Raw genomic sequence first — 13,606 nt, forward strand, 5'->3', positions numbered from 1 at the left:
TAACGCTTATCAGACCTACAATTGGATTCCGTAGGCCTGATAAGCGTAGCGCCATCAGGCACAACCGTTTATTCGTTCTCGATCAACAGCGCTTCCAGCAAATCCAGATCGTGCAGCAGTTTTTGCAGCGTCTCATTGCTGATTTCCCGCGTGGCGCGCAGGTGATAAAGTTCCGCGCGCTCGGAACGCAGGGCCGCCAGACGGAAACGCCGCTCGAGGTTTTCTTCCTGCATCGAGCTTTCTACGTCGTTGCGTCCGTCGGCGCGTCGACGCAGGTTACCGATGACGCGTGAACTTACCTCGGTGAGCAACTGATTGTCGATGTTCTCTTCGGTGTCTGCGGCCAGACGCTCCTCCATTTTCTGGATGGCGACAATCGCCACTTCCGCCGTGGCAGCGCGGGCAATTCGTTCCTCTTTCTGCTGCTGCGAGTGGTCTGCCACTTCCAGGTGTTGCAGCAGAAGCGGCAGCATCACCACGCCAACAAACAGCGAGAACAGAATCACGCCCGCGGCAAGGAAGATCAGCTCATATCGCGCCGGGAAGCCGCTACCATCCGGTAACAGCAGCGGAATGGAGAGCACACCGGCGAGGGTAATGGCCCCACGCACGCCCGCAAAGGAGGCGATCATGATTTCACGCGTCGTCCAGGAACCAAACTCCATCGGCTTTTTCTTCAGGAAGCGCAGGCTAAACTTCTTCATCGTCCACAGCCAGCCAAAACGAACCAGCATCAGCGCCACGTAAATCAGCACGATATCGGTAAACAGCATCCAGATTTCAACATTCGGATCGGCTTCTGCCGCCGCCAAAGAAGACTCCAGAATCCCCGGCAACTGCAGTCCTAACAGCAAGAAAACCATGCCGTTAAACACAAACTCCAGCATTGCCCAGGTGCTGTTAGCACGTAAACGCATCGCCAGCGGCGCCCGGCGCATTACCCCGGAACGGGTAATCGTCATCCCGGCTGCGACCGCCGCGAGGATGCCGGAAACACCGATATGTTCCGCAATCAGGTAAGACGCAAACGGCAGCAGGAACAGCAGAACGATTTGCGTTGCCGGTTCATCACCCCCCCAACGGCTGAGAAAACGCAGGGAGCGCCCGTACAGCCAACTGACGACAAAACCGGCCAGGATACCGCCAATCGCTACCTTGAAGAATTCAAGCGTTGCGCCACCAACCGTAAACACCATCGTGCCCATCGCCACGGCGACGGCAAATTTCAGTGATACCAGACCGGAGGCGTCGTTCATCAACGCTTCGCCCTGCAGGATACCCATGATTTTCTTCGGTATGCGTCCCTCTCCCACAATGCCGGAAAGGGCAACGGCATCGGTTGGCGACAGGACAGCGGCCAGCGCAAAGGCCGGGATGAGAGGGATCCCCGGCACCAGCCAGTAAATCATAAAGCCAATCCCGACCACCGTGACCAGAACCAGCGCCAGCGCAAGGCCGAAGATCTCTCGCCCGTGCTCCAGAAACTCACGGGTTGGCGTCTTCCAGCCATCGGCGAAAAGCAGCGGCGGGATGAACAGAACCAGAAAAAGCTCAGGATCGAATTCCACATGCAAACCAAACGTCGGCCACGCCAGCAAGGCGCCGATGGCGATCTGCATAAGGGGTAAAGGGAGTTGGAATGGCAATACGCGAGTAAAAACCCCCGACAGCGAGACCACAAGGGTCATGATGAGTATGGTGAAAAAGATTTCCATGCGTTCCCTGTTTGCGATGTTTCTTATGATCAGTGATGAGAGGCGTCGTGCCTCAATTCTATCTACTTGAGAGTAACGCAAAAGACAACGAGAGTGTTGTGAAAATAAAAACGGGCGGCCAAAGCCACCCGTTTTCAGAATCTTCATCAAATGAGGATTAGATAGCCCAACCACCAGCGTAGAAGGCCACCAGCGCGATGGCGATGACCACAGTGCCGATGTTCAGTTTGCGCCATTCGCCAGAGACGATACGGCCAATCACCAGGGTAGCAAAGCCAATCATAATGCCGGTCACGATGTTACACGTCAGCACGATAAATACGGCCGTTACCAGCCCCGCCATAGCGTCGACAAAGTCAGCAAAGTCGATTTTCGCTACGTTGCTCAACATCAGCAGACCCACATACATCAGCGCAGGCGCCGTTGCATATACTGGTACAAGATAAGAGAGCGGAGAGAGGAACAGGATCAGCAGGAACAGTACGCCAACGGTGATCGCCGTCAGGCCGGTTTTGCCGCCTGCCGCCGTACCCGCTGCGGATTCAATATAAACCGCCGCCGGTGCAGCGCCCACCAGGCCAGAGAACACGCTGCTCAGGGAGTCGGTGGTCAGCGCTTTGCCGCCGTCAATAATCTGTCCGTCTTTATCCAGCAGATTCGCCTGTCCGGCTACCGCACGGATGGTTCCGGTCGCATCGAAGACAGCGGTCATGACCAGCGCCAGCACGCTCGGCAGTACGATCGGGTTTAGTGCGCCCATAATATCCAGGCTACCGATCAGCGAGTTACCGTTTTCGTCGCTCAGAGACGGCATGGCAAAAATACCGGAGAAATGTACGGCCGGGTCGAAAATCAGACCCACTACGGAAATACCGATAATAGTCAGCAGGATGCCGCCCGGTACTTTCAGTTTTTCGAGGCCAATAATCACCGCCAGACCTACCAGCGACATAATCACCGGGAAGGTATCGAAATCGCCCAGCGCAACCGGCAGGCCGTCCAGCGGGTTTTTAATAACCAGACCCACGCCGTTTGCCGCAATCAGCAGCAGGAACAGGCCGATACCAATCCCCGTACCGTGCGCAACACCCTGCGGTAGATTGCGCAGGATCCAGCTACGAATACCGGTCGCGGAAATGATGGTAAACAGGACACCCATCAGGAACACCGCACCCAGCGCAACAGGCACGCTGATATGTTGTCCCAGTACCAGGCTGAATGCGGTAAACGCCGTCAAAGAAATGGCGCAACCAATCGCCAGCGGCAGGTTTGCCCACAGGCCCATCACAATAGAACCGACGCCCGCGACCAGACAGGTTGCCACAAATACAGCGGCAGGCGGGAATCCGGCTTTACCCAGCATCCCCGGAACCACGATAACGGAGTAGACCATGGCCAGGAACGTCGTTAATCCGGCAACGACTTCCTGACGAACGGTACTGCCGCGGAGCGAAATTTTAAACCAGGCGTCGAGTGAACCGCCGGTACGCGCTGAAGGCGTAGACATAGAAAACATCCCCTGAGAGTTTATTTTTTCGTCATTATGCGTGCTGGACAATCCACTGCCTGCTAAACGTTTTCTCCATGTGCCAGGTTTGCGTCAATAGGGGTGTCGCAAAAAAGCAAACGTTTAGCTCCGCGCATAAAAAACGGGTGGTAAAAAAAAGCAAACGATTATCCAGCGATCATACGCTGGTTTTCAACTGAACTTTGCCGCTTTTTACTCATTTCTTCTTATAACGCGCAATAAATAATCAGTCGATGCGCAAACGTTATCGTCAATACGCAGTCTGGCAACAAAATTTGCGGAGTTATTACAACATCGGTGTGCCTTTTTCACGCAAACTTGCGCAAGAAAACCGGTGAAGATGCGGAAAATTTTTTGGCTAAAAAATCACCATTTCACTGGTAAATGGAGAGAGGTGGCTTACAATTACATTATCAACACAGACCGGAACCTCACCTAATGTGCTCGACTGAGGGGTGTTGATGTCGGGGGAAACCCTCCCGTGAACCAGCGGGATAGAGTGAAAGACAAAGACCGGAACCAAACTAAAGCGCCCTCTGTGGCGCTTTAGTTTTATATCCGTCAATCCATCAGATATTTCACATCAATCATCTTCCAGCAGACGTGCCCCGGTCCCCTTCTCGCCAAGCTGATCGCCTGGGTTACGCAACGGGCAATCGCTGCGCGACAAACAACCGCAACCAATACACCCATCCAGTTCATCGCGTAGCGCCACTAAAGTATGAATGCGTCGATCCAGCTCTTCACGCCATTGCGAAGAGAGCTGCTTCCACTCTTTAGCACTGAGCGAATGTCCTTCAGGTAATACGCCGAGCGCATCACCGATCGTTGCCAACGGGATCCCGATGCGTTGAGCAATCTTGATAATCGCCACATAACGCAACACATCACGTCTGTATCGGCGCTGATTGCCGCTGTTGCGCATACTGCTGATTAACCCTTTGCTTTCATAGAAATGCAGGGTTGATACCGCTACGCCGCTACGCTTTGCGACTTCACCTGGCGTAAGCAGCGCTTTTATTCGGGGTAATTTCTTTTCCATAAATCGCTTTACCTCAAGTTAACTTGAGGAATTATACTCGCCCACAGACAAAACGACGAATCGAATACTGAAAAAGAGGCAGCCCTATGTCCCATCAGCAGATTATTCAGACCCTTATTGAATGGATTGACGACCATATCGATCAGCCGCTGAACATTGAGGCGGTGGCGAAAAAATCAGGTTACTCGAAGTGGTATTTACAGAGAATGTTCCGCACGGTGATGCGCCAGACGTTGGGTGACTATATCCGCCAGCGTCGACTCCTGCTGGCTGCTGTTGAACTGCGGACGACCGAGCGACCTATTTTCGATATCGCAATGGATCTTGGTTACGTATCACAACAAACCTTCTCACGCGTGTTTCGCCGCGAGTTTGATCGTACCCCCAGCGATTACCGCCACCGCCTGTAAGATTATTGCCCGCTCTGCGTCAGTATGGCGGGCGACCGTTGCATCCAGTGCATGAACTCCTGTGGCGGCAGCGCCTTCGCAAAATACCAGCCCTGACAATACTGTACGCCACGTTCGCGCAGCCACTCGATTTGCTCAACCGTCTCTACCCCTTCCGCAATCATCTTCAGGTGTAAGCTTTGCGCCATTTCGATGATATGTTCGGCAATCCGGTGACTGGTGCTGTTGGTGGACAACGTACTAATAAATGATTTGTCGATCTTCAGGATATCGATATTCAACGCGGATAAATTGTGTAGATTGGAATATCCCGTCCCAAAATCATCAAACGCCACTTCATAACCCGCCTGACGAAACGCCTGGATTACCGCGGTCATTTTATCTACATCAATAAACCCGCGTTCCGTCACCTCGACTTTAATTTGCTGGGCCGCCACAGAGTACTCACGGTTTTTGTCGGTAATCAGGGCAATAAGTCGGGATGAATGAAAGTCAGAAGCAGAGAGGTTTATCGAGATATAAAGCTGAGGATGCGCCGAAAGAAAATATCCTAAATCGTTGAATACCTCTTCAATCACGTAATCCGTGATCCGCTCAATCATTCCCTCTTTTTCAGCCAGCGGAATAAACTCGGTTGGGCTCATTACTTCACCATCACAGCCCGGCCAGCGCAGCAGAGCCTCAGCCCCTACGCACTGACCGTTTTCGATATCAATGATCGGCTGGTAGTGCAGACACAGTTGACGTTTTTTGATTGCGCGTTTTAACAAGCGGCGGGGAGATAAGTATTCCTGACGCGTGCGCCACCACATTAACAGCATCAGGATGCTGCAGATAATCCCGAAAGGAATCGTTAAGGCAGCCTCATGATAGAAAATCGAATGTATGCGTTTATCCGAGGTCGACACAATAATCGCAATCGGGCGTTTTTCTGAATGCACTTTGGTGTAAAAGCGATCGTCCAACTGGAAGGTTGAGGCTTCACCGTGCACCAACGGCAATAACTGCGCAATAGGCGCCCCTTCGCTGGCAGAGAAAAAAGTACCCGTTACCGTGTCATACACGCCCCAGGACAGGTCCGGGTCATCTGACATAACTTCGCTGTAAGATAATGGGTTGATGACGACAACGTAGTTTCCACGTTGCATATACGTCATTCTGTAGCCAGCGAAAAAGGGGGTATCGCGATAGTAATAAATGGAGATGTCCGGCGTACGTTTATAGTCGGCGGTCGGCATAATATAGGCGACTGGCGGCGCCATCGACGTAGAGCACAAAAAATGATCGCCCTGCGCATAAATTAGCTCGCTGATATATAAACGACCACGAATAATATCTAGCATATTTTTCTGATGTGCCGGGGTACACATCTTACCTTGATACAACAGGGCCATATCTCGCGCTAAATCGGCTTGTTGGATCACCAATTCAGTTTTATTTAACACCAGTTGCGCAAAAGAGCGAAGTTGATTACGGGTTTCGGACATTGCCCGGATTTGAGCAAACCATAACGCCAGCACCACGGGGAGCAATACCACCATGAATGTTCCGAGGAACTTCAGTATCTTGCGTCGCGCACTGTGATTCATGTCAGCCCTGTTTCCCTGTTTCGTATATGCTAGAACCCATTAAGGCAAGATGCTATAAACACCGACTGATTAAGTTGCATGAATCTATCAGTATTAGCAACAGACTTCTCTATGTAAAAGTCTGATAATAGTTGATGATGATATTATTTTTCCGTAAGGCAAACTTAAAGTTATGCTTATTTCATAACGTTATTATCCCCAAGGAGTAATTTTTTATAAGCACTATCCTGGCTTTATTTAAGAAATTCATTAGATTTTTTTAACGATGAATTTAGGATAAATAAAACAGGTAATAAAAATACATCTTTAAGATTGATTATTTAGTATCGTTGCTTCCTTGAATATAACCACATATTTAACATGGTTATCGTCCTGCAAAAAATACGCCCAACACTGGTGAACAAACGAGCATATGTGATATAGTTCACAAAAATCATGTAACAGAAACGATGTTTCATTCATGTTATTGCCCGTCGATAGCCAGAGTACTACACCCTCGGTGAACACCCCCGCGCTGTCCTGGGCATCCAGACTTTCTGAGGACGTTTTTCATGGCAACGATAACAACTGGCGTAGTTCTTCTGCGGTGGCAATTACTCAGTGCAGTGCTGATGTTTTTAGCCAGTACGCTCAATATACGTTTTCGTAAATCAGATTATATTGGCCTGGCCGTCATTAGCAGCGGTTTAGGGCTGGTATTTGCCTGCTGGTTTGCGACCGGATTACTCGGCATAACCCTGGTGGATATGTCCGCAATCTGGAAGAACATTGAAACCGTAATGGTTGAAGTGATGAGCCATACACCGCCAGACTGGCCGATGGTGCTGAACTGATAACAGAATTGCATATGGCTACCCCAGTCCTGAGGTAGCCATAATTTTCAGCGAAAAGCAGAAGGATTAGAACGGAATATCGTCGTCGAAATCCATCGGCGGCTCATTAGACGGCGCTGCCGGAGCCGACTGCTGCTGCGGGCGAGACTGCGCGCCGCCGCTGAACTGATTGCCACCTTGCGGCTGCTGAGGCTGACCCCAACCACCCTGCTGCTGGCCGCCACCTGCCGGAGCCCCACCACCCTGACGACCGCCCAGCATTTGCATGGTGCCGCCAACGTTAACCACAACTTCAGTGGTGTACTTTTCTACGCCGGATTGATCGGTCCATTTACGGGTACGCAGCTGACCTTCGATATAGACCTGGGAACCTTTACGCAGATATTCGCTGGCAACTTCCGCCAGTTTGCCGAACAGCACCACACGGTGCCATTCAGTCTGCTCTTTCATTTCGCCGGTCGCTTTATCACGCCAGGATTCGGAAGTAGCCAGCGTAATGTTGGCAACTGCGCCACCATTCGGCATATAGCGTACTTCCGGGTCCTGGCCCAGATTACCGACGAGAATCACCTTGTTTACGCCTCTGCTGGCCATGATCGTGTCTCCTGAAAAACGTTACTGAATAAGTGTAAGCGCGGGATTGTAGCATTTCCAATAGCGCTTTTACTACGTTGCGAGATCGATTCCAGTAAACAACCCCAGACAGACATTGTTGCACAGGCATCTGCGTTTTGCATTCCAATACTGTATATCCATTCAGGTCAGGTTGTGTCATAATTAACCGTTTGTGATCGCCGGTAGCACCATGCAGCCAGGCAAAAAAGCGTTTAATCCGGGAAAGATGAATGGATAAGATCGAAGTTCGGGGCGCCCGCACCCATAATCTCAAAAACATCAACCTCGTCATCCCGCGCGACAAGCTGATTGTCGTCACCGGGCTTTCGGGCTCAGGCAAATCTTCGCTCGCTTTCGACACCTTGTATGCCGAAGGGCAGCGTCGTTACGTTGAATCCCTTTCCGCGTACGCGCGTCAGTTTCTGTCGCTGATGGAAAAGCCGGATGTCGACCACATTGAGGGGCTGTCTCCCGCCATCTCAATTGAACAAAAATCGACATCCCACAACCCGCGATCCACGGTAGGTACGATTACCGAAATTCACGACTATCTGCGTCTGCTGTTTGCCCGCGTTGGCGAACCGCGCTGCCCGGATCACGACGTTCCCCTGGCGGCCCAGACCGTTAGCCAGATGGTGGACAACGTTCTGTCGCAGCCGGAAGGCAAACGTCTGATGCTGCTGGCGCCGGTGATTAAAGAGCGTAAAGGCGAGCATACTAAAACGCTGGAAAACCTGGCAGGCCAGGGCTATATCCGCGCCCGTATCGACGGTGAAGTGTGCGACCTTTCCGATCCGCCCAAGCTTGAACTGCAAAAGAAACACACTATTGAAGTGGTGATTGACCGCTTTAAAGTACGCGACGATCTCACCCAGCGACTGGCTGAATCCTTTGAAACCGCGCTGGAACTGTCCGGTGGTACGGCGGTGGTCGCCGATATGGACGATCCGAAAGCGGAAGAGTTGCTGTTCTCCGCCAACTTCGCCTGTCCGATCTGCGGCTACAGCATGCGCGAGCTGGAACCACGTCTGTTCTCGTTCAATAACCCAGCGGGCGCATGCCCGACCTGTGACGGTCTCGGCGTGCAGCAGTATTTCGATCCTGACCGTGTGATCCAAAATCCGGAACTGTCGCTGGCCGGTGGTGCTATCCGCGGCTGGGATCGCCGTAACTTCTATTACTTCCAGATGCTTAAGTCACTGGCGGAACACTATAAATTCGACGTCGAAGCCCCATGGGCCAGCCTGAACCCTGCCGTGCATAAAGTGGTGCTGTACGGTTCCGGCAAAGAGAATATCGAATTTAAATACATGAACGATCGCGGCGATACGTCCGTACGCCGCCATCCGTTCGAAGGCGTATTGCACAATATGGAGCGCCGTTATAAAGAGACGGAATCCAGCGCGGTACGTGAAGAATTAGCCAAGTTCATTAGCAACCGACCGTGCGCCAGCTGTGAGGGGACGCGTTTACGCCGGGAAGCCCGCCACGTATTTGTCGAAAATACGCCGCTGCCCGCGATTTCCGACATGAGCATCGGTCACGCCATGGATTTCTTCAACAACCTGCAGCTTGCGGGTCAGCGAGCGAAGATTGCAGAGAAAATTCTCAAAGAGATTGGCGATCGTCTGAAGTTCCTGGTCAACGTCGGCCTCAACTATCTGACGCTGTCGCGTTCAGCAGAAACGCTCTCCGGCGGCGAAGCCCAGCGTATTCGTCTGGCAAGCCAGATCGGCGCAGGTCTGGTCGGCGTAATGTACGTGTTGGATGAACCGTCTATCGGTCTGCATCAGCGCGATAACGAGCGTCTGTTAGGCACGCTTATCCACCTGCGTAATCTGGGCAATACCGTCATTGTGGTTGAGCACGATGAAGACGCGATTCGCGCCGCTGACCACGTCATCGACATCGGCCCCGGCGCGGGCGTTCACGGTGGCCAGGTGGTTGCCGAAGGTACGCTAAAAGATATCATGGCCGTGCCTGAGTCGCTGACCGGCCAGTACATGAGCGGTAAGCGCAAGATTGAAGTGCCGAAACAGCGCGTGGCGGCAGACCCGGAAAAAGTGTTGAAGCTGACCGGCGCGCGCGGTAACAACCTGAAAGATGTCACCCTGACGCTGCCGGTTGGTTTATTTACCTGCATTACCGGTGTTTCCGGTTCGGGTAAATCGACGCTAATTAACGACACGCTGTTCCCGATTGCGCAGACGGCGCTGAACGGCGCCACGCTGGCGGAACCCGCGCCATATCGTGATGTTCAGGGCCTGGAACATTTCGACAAAGTGATCGACATTGACCAAAGCCCGATTGGCCGTACGCCGCGCTCTAACCCGGCAACCTACACCGGCGTGTTTACGCCAGTGCGCGAACTGTTTGCCGGCGTGCCGGAGTCGCGTGCGCGCGGTTATACTCCGGGTCGTTTCAGTTTTAACGTCCGCGGCGGACGCTGTGAAGCCTGTCAGGGCGACGGCGTGATCAAAGTCGAAATGCACTTCCTGCCGGATATCTACGTGCCGTGCGATCAGTGTAAAGGCAAGCGCTATAACCGCGAAACTCTGGAGATTAAGTACAAGGGCAAGACTATCCACGAAGTGCTGGATATGACGATTGAAGAAGCGCGTGAGTTCTTCGATGCCGTTCCGGCGCTGGCGCGTAAGCTGCAAACGCTGATGGACGTGGGTCTGACGTACATTCGACTGGGTCAGTCCGCCACCACGCTCTCGGGCGGTGAAGCGCAGCGCGTGAAGCTGGCGCGTGAACTGTCCAAACGCGGTACCGGTCAAACGCTGTATATTCTCGACGAACCGACCACCGGTCTGCATTTTGCGGATATTCAGCAACTGCTGGACGTGCTGCATCAGCTCCGGGATCAGGGCAACACCATCGTAGTGATTGAGCACAATCTGGACGTGATAAAAACCGCTGACTGGATTGTCGATCTCGGTCCGGAAGGCGGCAGCGGCGGCGGGGAAATTCTGGTTTCAGGCACACCAGAAACGGTCGCTGAGTGTGAAGCCTCACACACGGCCCGTTTCCTCAAACCACTGTTGTAATCATGCCGATGGCGCTACGCTTATCAGGCCTACAAAATATGCATCATTGCTTGTAGGCCGGATAAGGCGCTGGCGCCTCATTGCGGAAAACAGATCAGGACTGCGCCAGTATCCGGCGTTTATCTTCCGGCAGCGTGTTTACGGCCTGCTGATAAGAGGCGTCTACCAGGTAGTAGATTTGCGAATCCGGCAGCGAGCCGTCCAGATACACCGTACTCCAGTGCGCCTTATTGAGATGCCGGCTTGGCCGTACATCGCTATGCTGCTGACGTAACAACTCTGCCAGTTCCGGGCTGGTTTTCAGTGACACCGCCGGGCGTTCTTCCACCTCTTTTACCATGGCAAAAAGCACATCTTCGACTTTGATTTGTGTGGCCTTCCAGTCACTGTGTACGCTCTGCTCGGCGCCCATTTTTGCCATGCAGTATTGCAGCAACTCCGAATTCGTCATCTTAATTCCCCTTACCAGCATATTGCCTAATGAGAACATCTTTTATTCAGTGTGCAGCAAGTCCGCAAAAGGTAAAAGCAGGTAACGCAAATTTGTTTAAAAAAACAACAACCGCAAGCAACGTCCTCAATACTCCGAGTTGACGATCACCTCTTCACCAAACGCGCCGGCCTGTGGCAACGGTTTATAAGTGGAGTTAGAAGCGCGTAAAATACGAATGCCGCGAATACCCACGTCTCGGGCGGCGGTAATGTCATTATCAGAGTCGCCGTAGAACATACGGATATTTTTATCCTGCAGCCACTGCGTTTTCGTATTCTGGCCCGGCTTATCACCGGCAAAAATGACCGGGTTCATATTGCCGGCCGGGATGTGAAAGTTATCGGACAGCGTTTTCGACACCGTTTCGGTCTTCGTCTGGCTACGCCCGGTTACGAAAAAGATGCTGTCGCCGCGACGCACGTGCATATCAATCAACTGACGCGCCACTTCTTTCGGAATGCTGAATTCGTCCCAGCCATTGTTCATTTTTTCCCAGAAGGCCGGATTTTTCAGGTAATCCTCACTGTCCGGAGAATACGTTTTTTTTCCGCGCCAGAAGCCTGGGCTGGAAAAGAGGACGGTGTCATCGATATCAAACCCGACGGCCATCGGCGGGCGTCCGGTCAGGCTGTTTTCAATTTGTGCCACGGAGACCCAGTGAATGGGTGCCTGCTCAGCGAGTTTTGCAACGTTGGTGCCTGGATTAAGCTGAGAGGGAGAGGAAACTAACGCCTGGGCCGGCTGATTTAGCGTGAACAATAAACAAACGGCACTCAGTGCCAACGTAAATTTGCGCATATTTTTCCCTAAGTAGTCAGTTAGTTATCATTTTTTTATTAACAACTGGTCAAAAAACTATCTGACCTTACCCCTTAGGGGGAGGGAAAGGAAGGATTTTCTCTGGTTTTGTCCTGGAAAAAGAGCATGATCACATTGGAAAACAGACCAATAGCACGGTGAAAGAAAGTAGGCCGGATAAGGTGATTACACCGCTATCCGGCAATACAATGCCTGATGGCGCGACGCTTATCAGGCCTAAAAACCCGGTTACATGACGGCGGCAAATGCCTTCGCCACCCGCTGCACGTTACCGTGATTCAACCCGGCCACGCACATACGACCGCTGGCTATCAGGTACACACCGAACTCATCGCGCAGGCGATCGACCTGAGCAGCGCTGAGTCCGGTATAGCTGAACATCCCGCGCTGTTGCAGCAGGTAATCAAAGTTACGACCAGGGATCTCCGCATTCAATACGTTAACCAGCGCCTGGCGCATCGCCAGAATACGGGTACGCATCTCTTCGACTTCCGCCAGCCAGCTGGCTTTCAGCGCGTCATCACCCAACACTGCGGCCACGACCTGCGCACCAAAGTTTGGCGGGCTGGAATAGTTACGACGCACCGTCGCTTTTAGCTGCCCCAGAACGCGGCTGGCGGCATCAGCGTCTTCACAGACCACTGAAAGTCCGCCGACACGCTCGCCGTACAAAGAGAAAATCTTCGAGAATGAGTTGCTGACCAGTGCAGGCAATCCGGCGCTGGCAATGGCGCGGATCGCATAGGCATCGTCTTCCATTCCACCGCCGAAACCCTGGTAAGCAATATCCAGGAACGGGATCAGATCGCGAGCTTTCAGGATCTCAATGACACCATCCCATTGCGCGGGGGTTAAATCCGCACCCGTCGGGTTATGGCAGCACGGATGCAGCAGTACGATGCTGCGCGCCGGTAAGGTGTTCAGCGTGGCCAGCAGGTCGTTGAAACGCACGCCATTGGTGGTGTTGTCATACCAGGGGTAAGTACTTACTTCGAACCCAGCACCTTCAAAAATCGCGATGTGGTTTTCCCAGGTCGGATCGCTGACCCACACGCCAGAATCAGGGAAATAGCGTTTCAGGAAGTCTGCGCCAACCTTTAGCGCACCGGAGCCGCCCAGCGTCTGAATCGTTGCGACGCGCTGCTGCTGGAGAACCGGATGATCTGCGCCAAACAACAGCGGCGCAATAGTATGGCGATAAGTGTTCAGACCTTCCATCGGCAGATACAGCGAAGCGCAATGCGGTTTGGCATTCAGTCGGGCTTCCGCTTCTGCCACCGCTTTAAGCTGAGGAATAATGCCGTCTTCGTTGTAGTACAGACCGATGCTGAGGTTCACTTTGTCGCTACGTGAATCTTCTTTGAAACGCTCCATGAGCGATAAAATCGGGTCGCCGGCGTAGGCGTCAACTTTTTGAAACACGTGTGGTTCTCCGGGTTTACAGGCAGGGGTTAAGAACACAATAAACCGGAAGCGGGAGAAGATCGAGAGGATGTTGAGAGGAATATT

11 protein-coding genes are annotated in these 13,606 nt (G+C 52.6%); 3 read left to right on the forward strand and 8 right to left on the reverse strand.

Annotation, left to right across the window (positions count from 1 at the left end):
* Nucleotides 1-68: 68 nt before the first annotated feature.
* From HV314_RS23375 to soxR, 3 genes are all read right to left on the reverse strand, one after another.
* Nucleotides 69-1,715, reverse strand: a complete 1,647-nt coding sequence (locus HV314_RS23375; RefSeq protein WP_016155450.1) for a Na+/H+ antiporter — start codon at nucleotides 1,713-1,715, stop codon at nucleotides 69-71.
* A gap of 157 nt (nucleotides 1,716-1,872) precedes the next feature.
* Nucleotides 1,873-3,222 (reverse strand): guanine/hypoxanthine transporter GhxP, encoded by a 1,350-nt coding sequence (gene ghxP, locus HV314_RS23380; protein WP_016155449.1) that lies wholly within the window; start codon nucleotides 3,220-3,222, stop codon nucleotides 1,873-1,875.
* Nucleotides 3,223-3,826: 604 nt separating this feature from the next.
* Nucleotides 3,827-4,285 (reverse strand): redox-sensitive transcriptional activator SoxR, encoded by a 459-nt coding sequence (soxR, locus tag HV314_RS23385; protein ID WP_016155363.1) that lies wholly within the window; start codon nucleotides 4,283-4,285, stop codon nucleotides 3,827-3,829.
* Nucleotides 4,286-4,371: 86 nt separating this feature from the next.
* Here soxR and soxS point away from each other — a divergent pair, with 86 nt between their 5' ends.
* Nucleotides 4,372-4,695 carry a superoxide response transcriptional regulator SoxS gene (soxS, locus tag HV314_RS23390; RefSeq protein WP_016155362.1) on the forward strand — a complete coding sequence of 108 codons (324 nt, stop codon included), beginning with the start codon at nucleotides 4,372-4,374 and terminating at the stop codon, nucleotides 4,693-4,695.
* Nucleotides 4,696-4,697: 2 nt separating this feature from the next.
* Here the strand turns inward: soxS and HV314_RS23395 are convergent, their stop codons facing one another.
* On the reverse strand, nucleotides 4,698-6,284 hold the full coding sequence (locus HV314_RS23395; protein WP_181546817.1) for an EAL domain-containing protein: 1,587 nt from the start codon (nucleotides 6,282-6,284) through the stop codon (nucleotides 4,698-4,700).
* Between the two features lie 551 nt (nucleotides 6,285-6,835).
* Here HV314_RS23395 and HV314_RS23400 point away from each other — a divergent pair.
* Nucleotides 6,836-7,117: a YjcB family protein gene (locus HV314_RS23400; protein ID WP_016155360.1), complete on the forward strand. Its 282-nt coding sequence runs from the start codon at nucleotides 6,836-6,838 to the stop codon at nucleotides 7,115-7,117.
* Nucleotides 7,118-7,183: 66 nt separating this feature from the next.
* Here HV314_RS23400 and ssb1 read toward each other — a convergent pair whose 3' ends face one another.
* Nucleotides 7,184-7,711: a single-stranded DNA-binding protein SSB1 gene (gene ssb1, locus HV314_RS23405; RefSeq protein ID WP_016155359.1), complete on the reverse strand. Its 528-nt coding sequence runs from the start codon at nucleotides 7,709-7,711 to the stop codon at nucleotides 7,184-7,186.
* Nucleotides 7,712-7,962: 251 nt separating this feature from the next.
* Here ssb1 and uvrA point away from each other — a divergent pair, with 251 nt between their 5' ends.
* Nucleotides 7,963-10,785, forward strand: coding sequence for an excinuclease ABC subunit UvrA (uvrA, locus tag HV314_RS23410; RefSeq protein ID WP_181546818.1), 2,823 nt, complete (start codon nucleotides 7,963-7,965; stop codon nucleotides 10,783-10,785).
* A gap of 94 nt (nucleotides 10,786-10,879) precedes the next feature.
* Here the strand turns inward: uvrA and HV314_RS23415 are convergent, their stop codons facing one another.
* The 3 genes from HV314_RS23415 to tyrB form a co-directional block, all read right to left on the reverse strand.
* A complete protein-coding gene (locus HV314_RS23415) occupies nucleotides 10,880-11,236 on the reverse strand; it encodes an MmcQ/YjbR family DNA-binding protein (RefSeq protein ID WP_016155357.1) in 357 nt (118 codons plus the stop codon).
* 126 nt (nucleotides 11,237-11,362) lie between these two features.
* Nucleotides 11,363-12,076 (reverse strand): acid phosphatase AphA, encoded by a 714-nt coding sequence (gene aphA, locus HV314_RS23420; protein ID WP_003826615.1) that lies wholly within the window; start codon nucleotides 12,074-12,076, stop codon nucleotides 11,363-11,365.
* 249 nt (nucleotides 12,077-12,325) lie between these two features.
* Nucleotides 12,326-13,519, reverse strand: a complete 1,194-nt coding sequence (gene tyrB, locus HV314_RS23425) for an aromatic amino acid transaminase (protein ID WP_181546820.1) — start codon at nucleotides 13,517-13,519, stop codon at nucleotides 12,326-12,328.
* Nucleotides 13,520-13,606: the final 87 nt, after the last annotated feature.

Origin of the sequence: Citrobacter sp. RHBSTW-00887, from assembly GCF_013728095.1 — a bacterium.
Classification (GTDB): Bacteria; Pseudomonadota; Gammaproteobacteria; order Enterobacterales; family Enterobacteriaceae; genus Citrobacter; species Citrobacter braakii.